We start from the raw sequence: 20,709 nt of genomic DNA, 5'->3' as shown, positions 1-20,709 counted from the left end.
ATTTAGATAATAATTGGAATACGTTTTTTGTTTCTGATCGCGAATCTTGCCAAAACAAATCCGCTGGTAATAATCATTGGCAAAACAATAAAAAAGTGTGCTTTATTGATTAGGAAAAGCGTGTATATTAGTAAAAATAGTAAATGTAAAACGGCAAATCGATATGTCCATCTTTTGTTTTTTAGAAGTGAAAAAACAATCAAAATCAATAACAGCGGACTAAATAATAATACATTGTAATTCATCTCCAATTCGTGGTGATAAGAATAAAATCCAATCGCAACAAAAAATATCCCTATTAAAGATAAAATGAAAATATAAATCTTGTCAACTATTTTATTTTGTGCCAATACTACAAAGCCAAGTATAAATAGATAAGTGTAAATATTATTCCACAATGATCTTGGCGTTTCTTTTTCAAAGCTCAAAAGAGTCTGGCTTTCTTTTGCCAGGGGATGATTTTGAAAAGTAGTTTTTGCTAAACTGTTTTTCAATTCAAAAGGAAGAAAAATTTTCGTTCCCATTTGATCAACTTTGGTTCCAAAAATAATACTCGTTCCTAATTGTTCGTAAAAGTGTCCGTCAAAATAAGGGAAAAGAATCGAGCGATACGTTTTATCAGTATCTTCTTTTTTGATAATCACATTGTGGTTCAAAGCGTTGTTGATCACGTCAACTACCATCGAAGTGCAGTTTTTATCAATAAATTTATAAGTGTAATATCTTTCTTCAGAAGCTAAAACGGCATTTAATTTGTCGAATAATTTTTGTTTTAAATCGAGCGGAATTAATAATTCTTGTTCATGAATACTTCTTTTTTCATAAGTGTACTCATTTAAAAAATCGGAGTAAGAGTGCACTGTTGCAAAATACTGTAAATCGCCTTTGGCAAATTTCATTACAAAATTGGGTGTTCTAAAATCAAAAGTTCCATAATTATAAACGACATCAAAGTTGTTTCCAGGATCAGAAACCCGAATACCTGTATGTCCAAAATAGGAATATGTTTCGTTTCCAAGACCGCAAGTTAGCACACTTATTTTGACATCTTTTGATAAAGGCAGACTTTGGCTGAAACCAATAAAACTTAGTAATAATAGTAAACTAAAAAGTGTTTTTTTGAAAATGACATTTTTCATAATTTAAAATTTTTAAGAAGTTTAATGGTTTTGTAATATTATCTAAAGATACCTAAATCTACTTTTAAAGAAAAAATATTCGAATACAACGCCGCGCTTTGATTCCCTAAATCGGTTAAAGCATAATCAACCTGAATTCCTTTGTATTTGAAACCAAGACCAATATTTGGCTGGAAATTCACCTTTTCAGTATTGTCTAATTGTGTAACGTTTTGAAAGTTTCCTGCTCCGGCTCTTAAGAAAACAAGATCTGTATAACCAAATTCAAAACCAACTGCTGGGTCAATACTTACTAATTTTGATGAAATGATATCGTTTGTCTGCTCAAATCGCATATTCAGATTTGTGGCAACAAGAAGACTGTAATCATTATGGAAATCAAACTTTTTTGAAACTCCTAATTGTGCTTTTGGCAAAGTAATTTCGGTACTTTCAGGAAGTTCGTTGTTTTCTCCCGGAATAGCGTTGGCAATTTTTGCATATTCTTCTTCGTCAATATTCCAAATATTGTAAGTGGTTGTAATATCACGAAGCATTAAACCGAATTTCCAATCGTTTCGTTCAAATTGTAATCCTACGTCAAAACCAAAACCCCATGAATTAGCAAATTTCCCGATAATTCTCCTGATTATTTTGGCATTAACTCCATATTGAAAACCTTCAACGGGCAATTTTCGTGCATACGAAAAAGTAAAACCATAATCTGCGGTTGAGAATAAGCTGATTCGGTTATAATCGATATTGCCCTGACTGTCGATTAATTGTGTGGTGTCCATTATATCATCAACCCCAAAACGAATCATCGAAATTCCCCAAGCACTTCGATCATCAATTGGACTTGCGTATCCTATAAAATCATATTGCGCAATGTTTGCAAAATAGTTGGCATGCATTAATGAAATTTGATGATCTTCAAGGTTTGTCAAACCTGCTGGATTCCAATATACTGCGTTAACATCGTTAGTGGATGCAACAACGGCACTCGACATTCCTAATGCAGCAGCATCGACACCAATATTCATAAACTCATTCGAATATTTTCGAACGGTTTGTGCATACTGTGCAGTAAAACTCCAAAATAATAAAAGCGAAAAAAGATTTTTCAAAAGTTATTTTTTTGCAGACTTAAGCCTGTTTTTAATTTTCATCAAAAATATAATATTTTACTCATCTAATTTCTTCCTTTTGAGAAATATTGCAGAACTAAAGGCTTTAACTAAAAAACTCTTGCGAAAACCTATTTTACATGCACTTATTATGCTAAATTTGTTCCTTGTCATTATCAAATTTTTTAAAGATGAATATTAAAAAACACATTCCTAATTTAATTACCTTAATTAATCTTTTTTGCGGTTGTGTCGCAATAGTTTTTGTGTCGCAAGCAAATTGTGGGCAAGATTCAGTTTACTTTCTCATGGCTTTTTATATGGTATGTTTAGGAATCTTTTTTGATTTTTTTGATGGTTTTTTTGCTAGACTTTTTAAAGTTTCAAGTCCGCTTGGATTACAATTAGACTCTTTGGCTGATATGGTGACGAGTGGCGTTGCACCTGGTTACGTAATGTATAGTATGTTTGAAAGAAGCGGTCACCAATTAGGAAATCAAGCTGCTATTCCTTTTTTAGGATTCATTATAACTTTAGGCGCGTGCTACAGGTTAGCCAATTTTAATATTGATACTCGTCAGACGGATTCATTTATTGGCTTGCCAACACCTGCAAATGCATTGTTTATTTTGAGTCTTCCATTGGTTGTTGAATTTTCAGATTCTTTACTGATGCTTGAAATTTTAACTAATGAATGGGTTTTACTACTTATTACATTATGCAGTGCGTATGTTATGAATGCTGAAATTCCTTTATTTTCTTTAAAAATTAAAAAGTTCAGTTTAAAAGAAAATGCACTTCAAATCGTGTTTTTGATTGTTTCAGTATTAATGGTTGTTTTGCTTCATTATATTGCGATTCCTTTGATTATTGTTTTCTACGTTTTACTGTCTATTATTAACAATTTGTTTTTGAAGAAGTAGTTCCTATTGTAATGGCAAGAAAAACAACTTACCGTAAAACATATTCAAGAAAACCAGCTGGAAGATCTTTTCTAAGCAAGCTTTTCCGAGGATTTTTATTGCTATTTTTTTCGCTTTTATTTATCGGAATCGTTTATCATTACCGAAAAGGACTTGCCTATTATTTAGGATTTAAATCGGAAAAAGTTTTAGATGAAGATGAGGTTGATAAACATCTTTCTGATGTACGAAATATTCGTGTTCTCGAAAATCACAAAGGAAAAGTTGTCGGAATTGATGTTTCTGAATTTCAAGGAAAAGTAGATTGGGATGAGGTTGAAATTTTGGATGAAAAATATCCGGTGCAATTTGTTTTTATAAGAGCAACTGCCGGAAATGACCGCGTAGATACACAGTTTAAGAAGAATTGGGAAGGTGCAAAAGAGAATAAGATTATGCGTGGTGCATATCATTATTATCGACCTAACGAAAATTCTATTGAGCAGGCGAATCTTTTTATTAAAACAGTAAAATTGCAAAAAGGCGATTTGCCTCCGGTTTTGGATATTGAGAAATTACCAAAAAATCAGCCTTTAGACAGTTTGAAAAAAGGTTTGAAACGTTGGCTGACTAAAGTTGAAAAGCATTATCAGGTTCGTCCAATAATTTATTCTGGAGAAAGATATTATAGTGATTTCTTAAAAGAAGAATTTAGCGAATATTTATTCTGGATTGCCAACTACAATTTCTACAGAGAAAAAATCGAAGACGATTGGCTTTTTTGGCAATTTACAGAGAAAGCTTCTTTGCCGGGAATCAAACACAGAGTAGATGTCAATATCTATAATGGCGATTTAGAACAATTGCAGTTTATTACTGTTGAATAAGTTTTAAGTCGCAGTAATAGTTTTCAGTATATTACTTTAGATTTATTTTGATAAAACTAAAACCACGATTATTAAAAATGGCACTAGCAGTAATACAGAATAAGGATTAGCAAAATTTACAGTCAGCCCCATCCATTTAATCCTTTTTGGAGGCATTAACCGTTTGTCCTTCGGGTTATAATAAAAACATCCCAAATACCAATTGTTTGGATCTTTGTGCCAATTATCATAATCTTCCTGAGTTGGTTTTTCTGGCTTCATTGTAGATTGTTAAATTAGTTTACAGTCGCAGTTTACAGTTTTGAGAGAACTGCGACTGAAAATTGCGACTGAATACTTTTTCTAAAATTCAAGTTTCTTTTTACGTAATTCGAAGTTTTGTCCAAGATAAACACGGCGAACCATTTCATCTTCAACAAGTTCTTCTGGAACTCCCGCTTTCAGAATTCCGCCTTCAAACATTAAGTATGTTTTGTCAGTAATTGCGAGTGTTTCCTGAACGTTGTGATCGGTAATTAAGATTCCGATATTTTTATTTTTTAATTGCGCTACAATTCTTTGAATATCTTCAACCGCAACCGGGTCAACTCCCGCGAAAGGTTCATCTAATAAAATAAATTTTGGATCTGTGGCCAAAGCACGGGCAATTTCAGTACGACGACGCTCTCCTCCAGAAAGTAAATCGCCTCGGTTCGTACGAATATGCTCTAAACTGAATTCTTCAATTAAACTTTCCATTTTGGCAATTTGAGCTTCTTTAGAAAGTTTAGTTAATTGCAAAACACTTAAAATATTGTCTTCAATACTTAATTTTCTAAAAACCGAAGCTTCTTGTGCCAAATAACCAATTCCTTGTTGTGCACGTTTGTACATTGGGTAATCAGTAATATTCAAATCATCCAAATAAATGTTTCCTTGATTTGGTTTCACTAATCCCACAATCATATAAAACGAAGTTGTTTTTCCAGCACCATTCGGACCCAAAAGCCCCACGATTTCCCCTTGATTTACTTCAACAGAAATTCCTTTTACAACACTACGTCCTTTATAGGTTTTGATTAAATTGTCGGCTCTTAGCTTCATTTTTGTTTAATTAGATAATGTGTCAATTAGAAAATTAGATAATTGACTTTATGGAAATTTATCTTTTCTCTTTCAGGAAGGCAAAATAAGTTAAAATTAATCAATCAAGTAAAGGAATTAACATATCCTATTGAAATTATCTAATTGACTAATTATCTCATTTTCTAATTACCAGCCTCTTCTTCTAAAGCTTCCCAAAATTCGTAAGCTCTTCTTAAATGCGGAATTACGATTGTTCCTCCAACCAAAGTTGCGATTCCCATTGCTTCCATCATTTCTTCTTTGGTAACACCTTCTTTGTGGCTTGTTTCCAAATGGTATTTTACGCAGTCATCACAACGTAAAACTGCAGATGCGACTAATCCTAAAAGTTCTTTTGTTTTTACATCAAGAGCTCCTGGTGCGTATGCATTTGTATCAAGATTAAAAATTCGCTTTACAATTTTGTTATTGTCAGCTAATAATTTTTCGTTCATTCTAGAACGATAGTCGTTAAATTCTTGTATTAATTCAGACATTTTCTTTCATTTTATTTCGATAAACAATCTTTGAGATCAGGATGCTCACTTCGTAAATAAGCAACATTGGTATTGCTACAATAGTTTGACTTACTACATCCGGTGGCGTTACAATTGCAGCAATAATCAGAATGATAATTACGGCATACTTCCAATATTTTCTTAAAAAAGTAGGAGTTACAAGTCCTAATTTGGTTAAGAAATAAATAGCGATTGGCAATTCAAAAAAGATTGCGCTACCCAAAATACTTGTTTTTACCATTCCCATATAGGAGTCAAGTGTAAATTGATTTTTTACAACATCACTTACAGAGAAAGTAGCAACGAAATTTACCGACATTGGAATTACGACAAAATAACCAAACAATACTCCTAAAAAGAAAAGTAACGAAGAAACAAAGATGAATACTCTCGCATTTTTTCTTTCTTTCTCATACAAAGCAGGGCTGATAAATTTCCAGATTTCCCATAAAATATAAGGAAAACTCAGGATAAAACCTGCCAAAAGACACATCCATACAAAAATATTTACCTGTCCTTCCATTTCTGTATTCTGAATAATGAAATTCAGTTCAGTAATACAAATGCTGTCTGCAAATCCCAATTGATGTGATAAATCACAAAACCACACATAAGTAAAAAATGTAGGTCTTATGGGTCCCAAAATAATTTGGTCAAATAAATAATCACTAACAAAATAAGTAACAAATGCCATAATGCATATTGCAATTGTACTTCTAACTAATAACCATCTTAGTTCTTCAAGATGGTCTAAAAATGACATCTCGCCAAGGTTCTTTTTTGCCATTATACGATTCCTTCTTTTAATATGTCATGTAAATGTAATACTCCTTTGTACTCGCCGTTGTCTGCAACAATGAGTTGTGTTATTGAAAAATCTTCTAAAATATTCAGAGCGTCAACCGCCATGGTTTCCGATGAGACTAATTTAGGGTTTTTCGACATAATGTCCCTTGCCGTTAAGTCTGCTATAGTATCTACGTTGTTTAGCATTCGTCGGATGTCTCCATCAGTAATAATCCCAACGATTTTGTCATTTTCGATAACTGCTGTAACGCCTAATCTTTTTTCTGAAATTTCAAAAATAGCTTTTTTGATTGAAGTTTCTGGTGTAACCATTGGTTTTAGTGAGTGTTCAATCATATCTTTTACCTTAAGAAGCAGTTTTTTCCCTAAAGCTCCTCCTGGATGATAAATTGCAAAATCTTCGGGTTTAAAATCGCGCATTTCCATCAAGCAAACGGCTAAGGCATCGCCCATAACAAGTTGTGCTGTTGTGCTGTTTGTTGGAGCTAGATTTATTGGGCAAGCTTCGATTTCGACGGTTGTATTTAAAACATAATCGGAACCTTTTGCTAAAAAAGAAGTTATGTTGCCTGTCATTGCAATTAAAGTATTTCCGAAACGTTTCAATAATGGAACAAGGACTTTTATTTCAGGGCTGTTTCCGCTTTTTGAAATACAGATAATAATATCTTCGTTTTGTATCATACCTAAGTCGCCATGAATGGCTTCAGAGGCATGTAAAAACATAGATGGAGTGCCTGTTGAGTTAAAAGTAGCTACCATTTTTTGTGCAATGATGGCACTTTTTCCAATTCCTGTAACGATCAGTCGGCCTTTTGTTTCGTATATACGTTGAACAGTTTCGTAGAAATTTTCATCAAGAAAATCAATTAGTTTTGTAATTGCTTCACTTTCAGAGAGTATAGTTTTTTTGGCAATCGCCAATATATTTTCTTTTGTGATCAAAACAGAATATTTAAAATTTGTATGTATAAAAGAAAGTTGTATCTTTATGTGTTGCAAATTTATACAAAAATATCCATTAAAATAAAGAATGAATTCAAACGAAATTGAAATACACAAGGAATTAAAGAAGTATTTCGGCTTTAGCCAATTTAAGGGCTTGCAGGAACAAGTCATTACAAGTATTTTAGGTAAAACTAATACTTTTGTAATTATGCCGACTGGTGGTGGAAAGTCTCTTTGTTATCAATTACCCGCTTTAATTCAGGACGGAACAGCTATTGTTGTTTCTCCTTTAATTGCTTTGATGAAAAATCAGGTTGATGCGATTCGAAGCCTTTCTTCAGAAAACGGAATTGCGCATGTGCTAAATTCCTCCCTTACAAAAACGGAAATTGCTCAGGTAAAAAAGGATATTAGTTCCGGTTTGACCAAGCTTTTATATGTAGCTCCCGAATCGTTGACAAAAGAAGAATATGTTGCATTTTTACAAAGCGTGCCAATTTCATTTGTTGCGATTGATGAAGCGCATTGTATTTCAGAATGGGGACATGATTTTAGGCCGGAATACAGAAATCTTAGAAATATTATCAAGCAATTAGGGAAAGTGCCAATTATTGGACTTACCGCAACTGCAACCCCAAAAGTTCAGGAAGATATTCTGAAAAACCTTGATATGTCTGATGCAAATACTTTCAAAGCATCATTCAACAGACCGAACTTGTACTACGAAGTTCGCACAAAAACAAAAAATATTGAATCGGATATTATTCGATTTATCAAACAACATAAAGGCAAATCTGGAATTATTTATTGCTTAAGCCGTAAAAAAGTCGAATCGATTGCCGAAGTTTTACAAGTGAACGGAATTAGTGCTGTTCCTTACCACGCTGGTTTGGACGCAAAAACAAGAGCCAAACATCAGGATATGTTTCTTATGGAAGATGTAGATGTTGTAGTTGCAACAATCGCTTTCGGAATGGGAATCGATAAGCCAGATGTTCGATTTGTAATTCATCATGATATTCCAAAATCGCTTGAAAGTTATTACCAAGAAACAGGTCGCGCCGGTCGTGATGGAGGAGAAGGACATTGTTTGGCTTACTACTCTTATAAAGATGTAGAGAAGCTGGAAAAATTCATGTCTGGAAAACCCGTTGCAGAACAGGAAATTGGTTTTGCACTTTTGCAGGAAGTTGTGGCTTACGCCGAAACCTCAATGTCACGCAGAAAGTTTCTTCTTCATTATTTCGGAGAAGAATTTGATAGTGAAACCGGAGAAGGTGCAGATATGGATGACAACGTTCGAAATCCTAAACATAAAGTCGAAGCCAAAGATCAAGTAGTTAAATTATTGGAAATCGTTCGCGATACCAAACATATTTACAAGTCAAAAGAAATTGTGTTTACTTTAATTGGGCGTATAAATGCTGTAATTAAAGCGCATAAAACTGATGCACAGTCATTTTTTGGATCGGGTTCTGATCATGACGAAAAATATTGGATGGCATTGTTAAGACAAGTTTTGGTTTCAGGATATTTATCAAAAGATATTGAGACTTACGGCGTTATAAAAATTACAAAAGCCGGTCTGGATTTTATTAAAAAACCAGTTTCGTTTATGATGTCTGAAGATCATGAATATAGCGAAGCCGATGATGAAGCAATTGTAACTGCAGGAAAATCATCAGGAACTGCTGATGAAGTTTTGATGGGAATGTTGCGTGAACTGCGCAAAAAAGTAGCCAAAAAATTAGGAGTTCCTCCATTTGTTGTTTTCCAAGATCCTTCACTTGAAGATATGGCATTAAAATACCCAATTTCATTAACTGAATTATATAATATTCATGGAGTTGGAGAAGGAAAAGCTAAAAAATACGGTGGTGAATTTGTAGCGCTTATTAGCCGTTATGTTGAGGATAATGATATTATTCGTCCGGATGATTTGGTTGTAAAATCTACAGGAGTCAACTCGGCAAACAAATTATATATCATTCAGAATATTGATAGAAAATTGCCTTTAAGTGATATTGCTTCTGCAAAAGGACTTTCGATGGATGCTTTGATTAAAGAAATGGAGCAAATTGTTTATTCCGGAACAAAGCTGAATATCAAATATTGGGTTGACGATATGCTTGACGATGATCAACAAGAAGAAATACACGATTACTTCATGGAATCAGAATCGGACAAAATCGAAGATGCACTTAAAGAATTTGATGGTGACTACGATATTGACGAATTAAGATTAATGCGTATTAAGTTTATTAGCGAAGTGGCTAATTAAGTCTTAAAGTTATAAAGTCAAAAGTCTTAAAGTCCGATGTTTGTGCTCAAACTTTCGACTTTAAGACTTTTGACTTTCGACATATACTTCCCCACGATGCGGTTTCAAAGCATCTCTTACCTGAATCATATTTTCATCAGTTACAACCATAAAAGCGGTTGCATGCATATCGTTTACGATTTTAAACCCCGTAATATTTAACGGAAGCTTTTCTATTGCGATATATTCTTTTAAATGAATTTCATGATGTTCGGCTGTTTTTGCAGAAGCTGGGCCACGAAAATCCCAAATCAATTTTATTTTTCTAGACATTTTTTTAAAGGTGCAAAGGTTCAGAGTTGCAAAGGTACAAAGGTTGCTTTGAAAAAAAAGATTCTAAGGTTCTGAGTTTTTTTCTGTAGAGACGCACGGCAGTGCGTCTAATTTGATTAAAAGAAATCTTTTTAAGCATAATAATCTGTGGCCAAATAGTACAGTAAACATAAAATCTCATTTCAAAATAGTACTTTTGCATTGTATTTTTGGTTTATATCGAAAATCTTTTAACCATAAAAAATAAGAATGGAGGAAAAGCAAGAGTCAAATGATTTGTTGATGAGTGAATCTGCAAAAAAGCATTTACGAACCGCTGCAAATTGGGTTTATATTATCTCTATTATTGGATTGACATTATTGATAGGTGGAATCATTCATGAGGTTTATGATTATATGAATCTTTCTAGCTGGGATGATGTTCCTACTGGTGGAGGAGTTGGATATGCATTAATTGTGGTCATGACGCAAATTCTTTTACTGATAGGTATAGTCTGTTTTTTTCCACTCTATTACTTATATAAATTTTCTTTGAATGTGAGAATCGCTTTTAGAGATGATGATTCAGAAGCTTTAGAAGATTCGTTTAGATATTTAAAATTACATTATATCGCAATTGGAATTTCGCCTCTCTGTGTTTTTGTATATTTTTTACTGGTTAGCATCTTTTAATAATAATATTACCTTTTAATCAAAATGCCAAGAGAACTTTTACTTCAGGTAACTCCGGAAATAGCTGCAAATGAATTGTTGCTAAAAGACTATTTGTCTAAACAAATAAAGGTTTCTCCTAAGGAAATTCAACATGTTTCTATTTTAAAACGTTCGATCGATGCGCGTCAAAAAGCGATTAAGATCAATTTGAAAGTGATTATATATTTAAAAGGAGAAGCGTTTCAGGAAACTAAAATCGAACTTCCTATATATAAAGATGTTTCATCAGCACAAGAAGTGATTGTTGTTGGTGCGGGTCCGGCAGGGCTTTTTGCAGCTTTGCAATTAATAGAATTAGGCTTAAAGCCAATTGTAATCGAACGCGGAAAAGACGTTCGCGGACGCCGACGCGATTTAAAAGCAATTAATAGAGAACATATTGTTAATGAAGACTCTAATTATTGTTTTGGAGAAGGTGGAGCCGGAACTTATTCTGATGGAAAATTATATACGCGTTCTAAAAAGCGTGGTGATGTTACGAGAATTTTAGAACTTTTAGTAGCTTTTGGGGCTTCTGAAGATATTTTGGTTGAAGCGCATCCGCATATTGGAACTAATAAATTGCCTAAAATCATTGAAGATATTCGAAATAAAATAATCGAGTTTGGTGGTCAGGTTTTGTTTGATACCCGAGTTACTGATATTTTAGTGAAAAATAATGAAGTTGAAGGAATCGTAACTCAAAACGGAGATAAGATTCTGGCTAACAAACTGATTTTGGCAACCGGACATTCAGCGCGTGATATTTTTGAATTGTTAGATAAAAAGAAAATTTTTATAGAAGCAAAACCTTTTGCTTTGGGTGTTCGTGCAGAACATTCGCAAGAACTAATAGATAGTATACAATATAGTTGTGATTATCGTGGCGAACATTTGCCTCCAGCGCCCTATTCTATTGTAAAACAAGTTAACGGTCGCGGCATGTATTCTTTTTGTATGTGTCCTGGCGGTGTAATTGCACCTTGCGCAACAAGTCCGGGTGAAGTGGTTACAAATGGCTGGTCGCCATCAAAACGTGATCAGGCTACGGCAAATTCTGGAATTGTGATCGAATTGAAATTGGAAGATTTTAAACCTTTTGCAAAATTTGGCGCTTTGGCGGGAATGGAATTCCAAAAAAGTATTGAACAAAAAGCATGGCATTTGGCTGGGGAGACTCAAAAAGTTCCAGCGCAACGAATGATTGATTTTACGCAAAATAAAGTTTCTGCCGATATTCCGAAAACGTCATATGTTCCGGGAACAACTTCGGTTGAAATGGGACAGGTTTTTCCAGGATTTTTATCGCAGATTTTACGTGAAGGTTTTAAAGAATTTGGGAAATCAATGCGCGGTTATTTGACAAACGAAGCTATTTTGCACGCTCCAGAAAGTAGAACTTCATCGCCAGTAAGAATTCCAAGAGATCCTTTAACTTTAGAACATTTGCAGATAAAAGGTTTGTATCCATGTGGAGAAGGGGCAGGTTATGCAGGCGGCATTATCTCTGCTGCAATTGATGGTGAGAAATGTGCTTTAATGATTGCGGAGGCTTTGAAGTAATAATTTATTTGCGTTTTAATATATAGTTCCTACGGAACAAATTGAATATGTGAATTAATTTTTTTCTACCGATATGTAATCTCTACGAGATATTTTGTGAGACTTTAATTAATGAATATTGTACGCGAGAATTACAACTCCGTTAGGAGTTAAATATTGGTAGCAAAAGATACGTCAAAGAATGAGAATGTCCCGTAGGGACTATATTTGTATTATTTTCAAAGTGTTTGTTCGCGTGAGGGATAGAGCTAAGCTATCGAAGTAGCAGCGAAAGCCCGACAGCAATAAAAAAAGGGCCGACTAAGCGTTTTGCAAAGTTGGCCCTTTTTTTATTGCTGGCACGCCCAGATTATTATTTACGGAATCAAAATTATTTTCCCAGTACTTTTTCTGCTTTCTAGATAATCATGGGCCAATTTCCCTTCAGATAATTTGAAAGAAGTTGGTTCGGAAAGTTTGATTTTTCCTTCGATAATCCAATTAAAAAGCTGTGTTGCTCTATTGATTCTTTCTTCTTTGGAATTTAAATAACTCCATAAATCGCCTCCAGTTAGGGTTTTGGAACCGTCCATTAACATTCTGGGGTCTACAGGTTCAGGATCTCCGCCCGCCATTCCAAAGAAAACGACTTGTCCACATTCTTTAGTTACTTCAAAACTTTCTTTTAAAGTGCTTCCAATACTATCGTAAACAACATCAACGCCATTTGGAACAGTTTTAAAAACTTGTGATGTCCAATCTTCATTATATAGGAACACATGATCAGCGCCTTGTTCAAAACCAACTTTAGCTTTATCTGAAGAAGAAGTTAGGCCAATAACAGTTGCGCCCAAAAGCTTGCTGATTTGCGTTAGGATTTGCCCAACTCCTCCGGCAACGGCATGAATTAAAACTGTTTCGCCTTTTACTGTTTTATGACTGTCGGTTGCTAAATAATGCGCCGTTAAACCTTGCAGTAAAACGGAAGCCGCGGTTTCAAAAGAAATAGCTTCCGGTAATGGCAAAACATGATTTGTGTTTACGGCAACCAATTCGGCATTTGCAAAAGGGGCATCGGCGAAAGCCACGCGATCTCCAATTTTATATTCGGGATGATTGTTTGCATTAACAACAATTCCGGCGCCTTCGTAACCGGCAATAAAAGGCGGGTTTCCTTTTAAATGATAATTTCCTTTTCGTCTATAGACATCGGCAAAATTTAATCCGATGGCTTTCATTTCGACTAAAATTTCATCTTTTTTTAATTCCGGATTCGGGATTTCGATATATTCTAAAACATTTGAATCTCCAAAAGTAGAGAAAGTAAGTGCTTTCATTTTTTAAATTTTTAGGACTACAAAAGTACGCCAAAATTCAAAAAACAAACCTCATTTAATTTTTTAAATGAGGCTTTGAAAAAGTTTTTTAGCTACAGATTAAAAAGATTTTCACAGATTAAATTTTAGTTTTAAAACTTTAAAAAAAATCCTTTTAATCTTTCTAATCTGTGGCAAAAAATAAATTATATTTTTGGGAATTTCATTTCGTTGAAAGTGCTTTTTTGTTTGGCCAAAGCTTCAACATCTTGCCATTTTCTTGGAGATTCGGCAGAAAGATTTTCATAGGAATCTTTTTTGATTAAAATATCATCTTCGATACGAACACCAATATTCCACCATTTTTTATCGCATTTGCTGTTGGCAGGAATATAAATTCCGGGTTCAACAGTCAAAATCATGTTTTCTTTTAAATTGCCCATGTAGTTTCCTTTATCATGAACATCTAAACCAAGAAAATGCGAACAGCCATGCGGATAGTAAATTCTGGCATCTTTAGGATCTGTAATAATCCCTAATTTGATTAATCCTTTTGCAATAATTTCTCTTGATTTTGTATTTAAATCCTGAATTGGAGTTCCTTCTTTGCAAAGTTTAAAAACTTCTTCCTGCGCGTCGTAAACCAATTGATAAATCGCTTTTTGTTCTTCGGTAAATTTCCCGTTTGCTGGAATTGTTCTAGTAACGTCGGCAGAATAACCGTGATATTCTGATCCTACATCCATCAACAATAACTGGTTGTCAATTTTTGTTGAATTGTTTTCGCCATAATGCAAAATACATCCGTTTGCTCCGGCACCCACAATTGGCGGATAACCTTCGCCTTCGGCACCATAGTGTCTGTGAACATAGGCATGGATTCCGTCGGCTTCATTTTCGCTCATATCTGGACCAACTGCTTTCATTACTTCGTTGTGTGCAATGCAGGAAAGCTTTACAGTTTTGCGCATTAAATCAAGTTCTTCGGGTGTTTTTATTTCTCGAAGTGAGTTGGTGATTTTAGTAAATAAATCGGTAGAGGTTTCATTTTCCTTAGTTATTCCGGCTTTGCTTTTAAAAATTTGTAATAACCCAAAAAGATCATATCCAGTTTTGTTGCCTTCAAGATCTGTTGGGATTTTATCATAAATAACTTTGTCAAATTTTGAGAAATCGATAGCAAAGGCATTAAAATCGTTGCCATTGTAAACAGTTGTAAAGCCAAGTTTTGATTTTGCTCCTTCAACGCCTATACGTCTTCCGGTCCAAGTTTCTCTGCTGGCATTTCTTTCTCGGACAAAAAGAATTTCGTTGTATTTTTCTGCTCCCTGCGCTTCCTTAAAAAGCAACAAAACGGCATCAGGCTCTTTGTAGCCGGTTAAATAATACATATCCGGATTTTGATGGTAATTGTAATTAACGTCTTTTGAGAAAACTCTTTCGGGATAAGAAAAAACTACCGCTACAGAATTAGCTGGCATTAGAGCCCTGAAAGCTTCGCGTCGGCCTTTGTGAAATTCTTTTGAAAGATAATCTGTTGGGAGGTTTTCTTGAGAATGAATTTGTGAGAATGTAAATAGAACGGCAAAGAATATTAGTAATTGCTTCATTTTTTGGTTTTTTATTGATGATTTTTTGGTTTTTTGATTAGTGCAAATTACAAAAAAAATAGAATCACATATTGTAATTTAAATGTTTGATTAATATAGTTTTAAACAAAATGATGTAAATTAGATATTAGAAAACTAAAGTTTGTTGCGAAATTTAAATTTTAATTAATCGTGTAAATGGGCACGAATATTGAGAAAGTACTATTTATAAAGTAATTTTAATCTTCAAAAACACATTTTTATGAAAAAATACACACTAGCAGCCTTTTCAATTTTAATGGTATTATTGACTTCCTGTAAGGCATCGAAAGAAGCGTCAAGCGGCGGAAATTTATTTGGTGCAACTTGGGAATTAGAATATATCTCAGGACCGAGAATTGCTTTCGAAGGTTTGTATCCAAATAAAAAACCGCAAATTACATTTGATCAAAAAGAAACAAAAGTTTTTGGGAATAATGGTTGTAATGGGTACAGTGCGCCGTATACTTTAAGCGGGAAATCGTTAACTTTTGGAGAGCCAGGACCAAGTACAATGATGTTTTGTGATGGAGGCGGGGAGCAGCAATTTTTACAGCAAATGAAAAAAATCACAAGCTATTCTATAGATAAGGATGGAAAATTAAATTTAATTCAAGGCGATGTGCCGATGATGAGATTTAAAAAAGTGTCCAAACAATAATTTTAGATTTGATATAAAAGCAGAAAGGGAAATGATTTTATCATTTCCCTTTTTTTATTCGCTTTTTTGATTATTTCTTTTTCAGTTTGTCTTTAAAAACCTTTTCAAATTTTTCGATTTTCGGCTGAATTACCATTTTGCAATAAGGCTGATTTTTATTGTTTGCATAATAATTCTGATGATAATCTTCGGCTTTATAAAAAGTTTTAAAAGGTTCAACTTTTGTCACAATTGGGTTGCTGTAAACTTTAGCTTTATTTAATTCGGCAATAATACTTTCAGCGGCTTTTTTCTGTTCTGCATTTTTATAGAAAATAACAGAACGATATTGCGTTCCAACATCGGCACCTTGACGATTTAAAGTTGTTGGATCGTGAACGGTAAAAAAGACTTTGAAAATTTCATTAATATCAGTCACGTTTTTATCATATGTAATCTGAACTACTTCGGCGTGACCAGTTTCTCCTGTGCAGACTTCCTCGTAAGTAGGATTGGGAACGTTCCCTCCTGCAAATCCAGAAACAACAGATTTTACTCCGTCCAAGTTTTCATAAACAGCTTCTACACACCAGTAACAGCCTCCACCAACTGTAATAGTTTCAAGATTTGAAGCTTTTTTATTCTGTGAAAATCCGTTTAATGATAGTGTAAATAAACAAATTAAAAGTATGTTTTTCATAATTAAATTATTTGTTGTCTGGTATAAAATCTAGCGCAATTGAGTTCATGCAATAGCGTTTACCGGTTGGTTCTGGGCCGTCGTCAAATAAATGTCCTAAGTGCCCGCCACAACGGCCACAAAGCGCTTCGATTCTTTCCATTCCGTATGAATTGTCATTTTTGTAAACTACGCTTGTTTTGTTGTCTTGTTCAAAAAAGCTTGGCCATCCGCAGCTGCTTGAAAATTTTGCAGTCGATCTAAAAAGTAAGTTTCCGCATGAAGCACAGTAATAAGTGCCTTTTTCGTCAGTATTCCAATATTTTCCTGTAAAAGGTCTTTCGGTGTCAGCCTGGCGCATCACAGCATAAACATCTTCGGGCAAAACCTTTTTCCATTCGGCATCGCTTACATTTAATTTTGTTGTATCGGTATTTGAGTAGTAAGGATTTCCGGGTTTGCTGATTTTATTTTCCATAGTAGTTATTTTTGCAGATTGCTTTTTTGTGTTTTGTCCACAAGCTTGAAAAATAAAAAGCGGTAGCAAAAAGCAAAGGGTAAAAATTAAGTTTTTTGTTTTCATATAATTACGTGCATTATTCTGATTCTCAAAGATACGATGTCGTTGCCTTTGAAATGGCATCAAAATTAGAATTCAGATATTTTTAAGTATGTTTTAACTTTTAATTATTTACGTAAAAAGAAACTGTATAGTTTTTGTATCTTATTTTTAAAGGATTTTTGTTTGTTTAACGTGTGTACTTTTTTGTTAATCAATATATTATGAAAACATCAAAGTAGTTAAACTTTTCACAATGTCCTCTAGGATTTTATAGCCATTTCTTTTTTCGTATTTTTGTTAATTCAATACGCCCTATGACAGAAGAAAACGTAATATTAGTTAACGAAAACGACGAACAGATTGGCCTAATGCCAAAATTAGAAGCGCATGAAAAAGCACTTTTGCATCGTGCATTTTCGGTTTTTATTTTGAATAACAAAAATGAAATTATGCTCCAGCAAAGAGCACATCATAAATATCATTCTCCTTTGCTTTGGACAAATACTTGTTGCAGTCATCAGCGTGAAGGCGAGAGCAACATTGAAGCCGGAAGCCGAAGATTGTTTGAAGAAATGGGATTTAAAAGCGAGTTAAAAGAGCTTTTTCACTTTATATACAAAGCGCCTTTTGATAATGGTTTAACAGAACATGAGCTTGATCATGTAATGATTGGCTATTATGATGATGAGCCGGCCATTAACCCAGAAGAAGTTGAAGCATGGAAATGGATGAGTATTGAAGATGTAAAAGCTGATATTGAAAAACAGCCCGAAATTTATACGGTTTGGTTTAAGATAATTTTTGATGAATTTGATCATTATCTCGAGGACCATAAATTATAACCAAAATTAACCAAAAACCTAAATGAGAGTAACCATATCAAGAAAAGCACATTTTAATGCTGCGCATCGATTGTATAGGAAAGATTGGACATCTGAAAAAAACAATGCTGTTTTTGGAAAATGCAATAACCCCAATTTTCATGGTCACAATTATGGTTTAACTGTTAGTGTTACAGGAAAAATTGACCCAGAAACTGGTTTTGTTTTAGATGTGAAAGTATTAGCGGATATTATACTTGAAGAAGTTGAAATTCCGTTTGATCACAAAAACCTGAATCTGGATGTTCCGGAATTTCAGGATTTGAATCCAACAGCGGAAAATATTGCTGTTGTGATATGGAATAAAATTAGAAAAAGAATTCAGCCTGATTTTGATTTAGAAATCGTTTTGAATGAAACGGACCGCAATTTTGTAACTTATAAAGGAGAATAATAAATGTCATTAAAAATAGGAGATATAGTTCCGAATTTTACTGCAAAAGATAGTCATGGAGAACTTTTTGAAAGCCAAAGTGTTTTAGGAAGAAAGCCTTTAGTGATTTATTTTTATCCAAAAGATAATACGCCAGGCTGTACTACCGAAGCCTGCAGTTTCCGCGATCAATACGAAGATTTTAAAGATTTAGGTGCCGAAGTTATTGGTATTAGCAGTGACAGTGTAAAATCGCATCACAAGTTTGCCAATAAATACAAACTGCCTTTTATTTTATTGTCTGATCAAGACAAAAGATTGAGACAGCTGTTTGGTGTCCGGAATAACTTGTTTGGTCTTCTGCCAGGAAGAGTAACCTACATTGTTGACAGAAATGGTGTTGTTATTTACATTTTTGACAGCATGAATGCTGAAAAACATATTCAGAAAGCACTCGAAACAATCAAAGAATTAGTATTGTAGATTAAGAAGATAGTATTGCAAAATATTTAAATAATTAAAGATAGTAACCAAAAAAAAATATGAGTACACCATTATATCCATTACAGTTTGAACCAATTTTGAAAGAAAGAATCTGGGGAGGTGAAAAATTGAAAACAGTTTTAAATAAACCAATCACGTCTAAAATTACTGGCGAAAGCTGGGAATTATCTACTGTTGAAGGAGATGTAAGTGTGATTTCAAATGGCGATTTAAAAGGAAAATCGTTAATGGAGCTTATTGATCAAACGCCAAACGAAATTTTGGGAACTAGAGTTTATGACCGCTTCGGAAAACAGTTTCCGTTGCTTTTTAAATATTTAGATGCCCGCGAAGATCTTTCAATTCAGGTTCATCCAAATGATAAATTGGCAAAAGAGCGTCATAATTCTTTTGGCAAAACTGAAATGTGGTATGTAATGCAAGCCGATTCTGATTCAAGAATTATTGTTGGTTTTAAAGAAAACTCAAGCAAAGAGGAATATTTGAAACATTTACAGGATAATACGCTTGTTTCTATTTTAGATGATGTAAGAGCAAAATCTGGCGATGTTTTCTTTTTAGAAACAGGAACAGTTCATGCAATTGGAGCAGGTTTGGTTGTTGCCGAAATTCAGCAGACTTCAGATATTACCTATCGTTTGTATGATTTTGACCGAGTGGATGCACAGGGAAATAAAAGAGAATTGCACGTAGATTTAGCTTTAGATGCTATCAATTACAATAAAGTTGATACACAGAAGAAATACGAGACAAAATCAAATGTTTCGAACACCGTTGTTGACTGTCCTTATTTTACAACGAATTTTATTCCGTTAGAAGATAAAATTGAAGTAACTAAATCGGGTGAAACGTTTACAGTTTATATGTGTATTGAGGGAAGTTTTGAAATCGAATATAATGGTTTTAAACATACTTATATAAAAGGAGACACCGTTTTGGTTCCGGCTGCGATAAATGCATTTATTTTGAGCGGAAAAGCTTCAATTTTAGAAATTTACATTTCATAGCACTTAATCTAAAGATTATGTGTATTTTTGCAAACGCAAATTAAAATTATAATAAAAATGGCAAACGTTAAAAATTTAAAGAAAGACATCAATTTTGTATTAGGAGATATTATTGAAGCGGTTTACTTGTTTGAGCTTTCAACTACAGGAAACCCTACTCCAGAAACGAATGCTTTAATCGATGAAGCGATCGCTGCATTTGATACTTTGATCACAAAAGTGAACGCAAAGAACGTTGAAAACAAAAAAGCTCACTTCAAACAAATAAATGTTGAATTGGAACAAACTGCTAATCAATTGATTGCTAAAATCAACGAATTGTAAGCAAAAAAAAGCATAAAAAAGTGCAAATTTATTTTGGGAAAACGAAAAACCGCTTTATATTTGCACCCGTAATGAGGCCGATGTAGCTCAGCTGGCTAGAGCAGCTGATTTGTAATCAGCAGGTCGTGGGTTCGAGTCCCTCTATCGGCTCAACGGAAACCATCACAGAAATGTGGTGGTTTTTTTAATTATAAAGAGAGGTGTGAAATTATTTTTGGAAATATAAAAAACATTTTTATCTTTGCACCCGGAAAATAGGCCGATGTAGCTCAGCTGGCTAGAGCAGCTGATTTGTAATCAGCAGGTCGTGGGTTCGAGTCCCTCTATCGGCTCAAAAAACCATCACAGAAATGTGGTGGTTTTTTTTATGCCTAAATTTTACGTTTAGTTTATTTTGTTTCAGGTTTCAGGTTTCAAGTTTCACGTTCTGGATATACATTGTCATCGTGTGCAAAGCTGAAAGTCTTTGGCAAGGGGCTTCGACTTCGCTCAGCCTGACAGCGGAATCAGAACGTGAAACTTGAAACCTGAAACTAAATTATCAAAGCTCTCATTT

General features: G+C 34.0%; 23 protein-coding genes and 2 tRNA genes. 13 read left to right on the top strand and 12 right to left on the bottom strand.

All coding sequences use genetic code 11. From position 1 onward, the window contains the following. Positions 1-2: 2 nt before the first annotated feature. Together EV145_RS11945 and EV145_RS11940 are read right to left on the bottom strand one after the other, a co-directional pair. Entirely contained in the window at positions 3-1,139 is a 1,137-nt protein-coding gene (locus EV145_RS11945) for a DUF4105 domain-containing protein (RefSeq protein ID WP_133525443.1), read from the bottom strand. A gap of 38 nt (positions 1,140-1,177) precedes the next feature. After that, positions 1,178-2,245, bottom strand: a complete 1,068-nt coding sequence (locus tag EV145_RS11940) for a PorV/PorQ family protein (protein ID WP_410501075.1) — start codon at positions 2,243-2,245, stop codon at positions 1,178-1,180. A 191-nt stretch (positions 2,246-2,436) separates the two neighbouring features. Between EV145_RS11940 and EV145_RS11935 the strand changes: the two genes are divergently transcribed. Next, positions 2,437-3,168 carry a CDP-alcohol phosphatidyltransferase family protein gene (locus tag EV145_RS11935; RefSeq protein ID WP_133525442.1) on the top strand — a complete coding sequence of 244 codons (732 nt, stop codon included), beginning with the start codon at positions 2,437-2,439 and terminating at the stop codon, positions 3,166-3,168. 11 nt (positions 3,169-3,179) lie between these two features. Beyond that, positions 3,180-4,034, top strand: coding sequence for a glycoside hydrolase family 25 protein (locus EV145_RS11930; RefSeq protein WP_133525441.1), 855 nt, complete (start codon positions 3,180-3,182; stop codon positions 4,032-4,034). Between the two features lie 42 nt (positions 4,035-4,076). Here EV145_RS11930 and EV145_RS11925 read toward each other — a convergent pair whose 3' ends face one another. From EV145_RS11925 to EV145_RS11905, 5 genes are all read right to left on the bottom strand, one after another. Further along, a complete protein-coding gene (locus EV145_RS11925; protein WP_133525440.1) occupies positions 4,077-4,295 on the bottom strand; it encodes a DUF5808 domain-containing protein in 219 nt (72 codons plus the stop codon). Positions 4,296-4,376: 81 nt separating this feature from the next. Next, complete coding sequence (gene lptB, locus EV145_RS11920) at positions 4,377-5,117, bottom strand: LPS export ABC transporter ATP-binding protein (protein WP_012022391.1); 741 nt, start codon at positions 5,115-5,117, stop codon at positions 4,377-4,379. Positions 5,118-5,281: 164 nt separating this feature from the next. Beyond that, the gene (locus EV145_RS11915) at positions 5,282-5,635 is read right to left on the bottom strand and encodes a carboxymuconolactone decarboxylase family protein (protein WP_133525439.1); all 354 of its coding nucleotides are present in this window, start codon (positions 5,633-5,635) and stop codon (positions 5,282-5,284) included. Continuing rightward, positions 5,628-6,443 carry a twin-arginine translocase subunit TatC gene (gene tatC / locus EV145_RS11910; protein WP_133525438.1) on the bottom strand — a complete coding sequence of 272 codons (816 nt, stop codon included), beginning with the start codon at positions 6,441-6,443 and terminating at the stop codon, positions 5,628-5,630. Before tatC ends, EV145_RS11915 begins: the two co-directional genes overlap by 8 nt. Continuing rightward, positions 6,443-7,408: an SIS domain-containing protein gene (locus tag EV145_RS11905; protein WP_166638445.1), complete on the bottom strand. Its 966-nt coding sequence runs from the start codon at positions 7,406-7,408 to the stop codon at positions 6,443-6,445. The genes tatC and EV145_RS11905 overlap by 1 nt, the downstream gene beginning before the upstream one ends. 88 nt (positions 7,409-7,496) lie before the next feature. Between EV145_RS11905 and recQ the strand changes: the two genes are divergently transcribed. After that, complete coding sequence (gene recQ / locus EV145_RS11900) at positions 7,497-9,692, top strand: DNA helicase RecQ (RefSeq protein WP_133525437.1); 2,196 nt, start codon at positions 7,497-7,499, stop codon at positions 9,690-9,692. Between the two features lie 60 nt (positions 9,693-9,752). Here recQ and EV145_RS11895 read toward each other — a convergent pair whose 3' ends face one another. Beyond that, positions 9,753-10,004 (bottom strand): hypothetical protein, encoded by a 252-nt coding sequence (locus EV145_RS11895; protein WP_133525436.1) that lies wholly within the window; start codon positions 10,002-10,004, stop codon positions 9,753-9,755. A 249-nt stretch (positions 10,005-10,253) separates the two neighbouring features. Here EV145_RS11895 and EV145_RS11890 point away from each other — a divergent pair, with 249 nt between their 5' ends. Then, the gene (locus tag EV145_RS11890) at positions 10,254-10,676 is read left to right on the top strand and encodes a hypothetical protein (protein WP_133525435.1); all 423 of its coding nucleotides are present in this window, start codon (positions 10,254-10,256) and stop codon (positions 10,674-10,676) included. Between the two features lie 24 nt (positions 10,677-10,700). Then, complete coding sequence (locus EV145_RS11885; RefSeq protein ID WP_133525434.1) at positions 10,701-12,260, top strand: NAD(P)/FAD-dependent oxidoreductase; 1,560 nt, start codon at positions 10,701-10,703, stop codon at positions 12,258-12,260. A gap of 356 nt (positions 12,261-12,616) precedes the next feature. Here EV145_RS11885 and EV145_RS11880 read toward each other — a convergent pair whose 3' ends face one another. Both EV145_RS11880 and EV145_RS11875 read right to left on the bottom strand, forming a co-directional pair. Beyond that, on the bottom strand, positions 12,617-13,576 hold the full coding sequence (locus EV145_RS11880) for a quinone oxidoreductase family protein (RefSeq protein WP_133525433.1): 960 nt from the start codon (positions 13,574-13,576) through the stop codon (positions 12,617-12,619). 185 nt (positions 13,577-13,761) lie between these two features. Then, entirely contained in the window at positions 13,762-15,165 is a 1,404-nt protein-coding gene (locus EV145_RS11875; RefSeq protein ID WP_133525432.1) for an aminopeptidase P N-terminal domain-containing protein, read from the bottom strand. A gap of 241 nt (positions 15,166-15,406) precedes the next feature. On the opposite strand from EV145_RS11875, the gene EV145_RS11870 reads away from it, so the two are divergent. Beyond that, entirely contained in the window at positions 15,407-15,844 is a 438-nt protein-coding gene (locus tag EV145_RS11870; RefSeq protein WP_133525431.1) for an META domain-containing protein, read from the top strand. 70 nt (positions 15,845-15,914) lie between these two features. Here EV145_RS11870 and msrA read toward each other — a convergent pair whose 3' ends face one another. Next, a complete protein-coding gene (gene msrA / locus EV145_RS11865; RefSeq protein WP_133525430.1) occupies positions 15,915-16,523 on the bottom strand; it encodes a peptide-methionine (S)-S-oxide reductase MsrA in 609 nt (202 codons plus the stop codon). A gap of 7 nt (positions 16,524-16,530) precedes the next feature. Further along, a complete protein-coding gene (gene msrB / locus EV145_RS11860; protein ID WP_133525429.1) occupies positions 16,531-17,085 on the bottom strand; it encodes a peptide-methionine (R)-S-oxide reductase MsrB in 555 nt (184 codons plus the stop codon). A gap of 293 nt (positions 17,086-17,378) precedes the next feature. Between msrB and idi the strand changes: the two genes are divergently transcribed. The 7 genes from idi (at position 17,379) to EV145_RS11825 (ending at position 20,485) form a co-directional block, all read left to right on the top strand. Then, positions 17,379-17,906 (top strand): isopentenyl-diphosphate Delta-isomerase, encoded by a 528-nt coding sequence (gene idi, locus EV145_RS11855; RefSeq protein WP_133525428.1) that lies wholly within the window; start codon positions 17,379-17,381, stop codon positions 17,904-17,906. A gap of 22 nt (positions 17,907-17,928) precedes the next feature. Continuing rightward, a complete protein-coding gene (locus EV145_RS11850; RefSeq protein WP_035650236.1) occupies positions 17,929-18,339 on the top strand; it encodes a 6-carboxytetrahydropterin synthase in 411 nt (136 codons plus the stop codon). 3 nt (positions 18,340-18,342) lie between these two features. Then, entirely contained in the window at positions 18,343-18,801 is a 459-nt protein-coding gene (locus tag EV145_RS11845; protein ID WP_133525427.1) for a peroxiredoxin, read from the top strand. A gap of 59 nt (positions 18,802-18,860) precedes the next feature. After that, on the top strand, positions 18,861-19,829 hold the full coding sequence (locus EV145_RS11840; protein ID WP_133525426.1) for a type I phosphomannose isomerase catalytic subunit: 969 nt from the start codon (positions 18,861-18,863) through the stop codon (positions 19,827-19,829). Positions 19,830-19,886: 57 nt separating this feature from the next. Next, on the top strand, positions 19,887-20,153 hold the full coding sequence (locus EV145_RS11835; RefSeq protein WP_133525425.1) for a hypothetical protein: 267 nt from the start codon (positions 19,887-19,889) through the stop codon (positions 20,151-20,153). Positions 20,154-20,229: 76 nt separating this feature from the next. Further along, a tRNA-Thr gene (locus EV145_RS11830) sits at positions 20,230-20,303 on the top strand. 108 nt (positions 20,304-20,411) lie between these two features. After that, positions 20,412-20,485, top strand: a tRNA-Thr gene (locus EV145_RS11825). Positions 20,486-20,709 lie beyond the last annotated feature (224 nt).

Origin of the sequence: Flavobacterium sp. 245 (assembly GCF_004362055.1) — a bacterium.
GTDB lineage: Bacteria > Bacteroidota > Bacteroidia > Flavobacteriales > Flavobacteriaceae > Flavobacterium.
The sequence above is the reverse complement of the archived record's forward strand: the minus strand, read 5'-3'. Positions and strand labels throughout refer to the sequence as shown.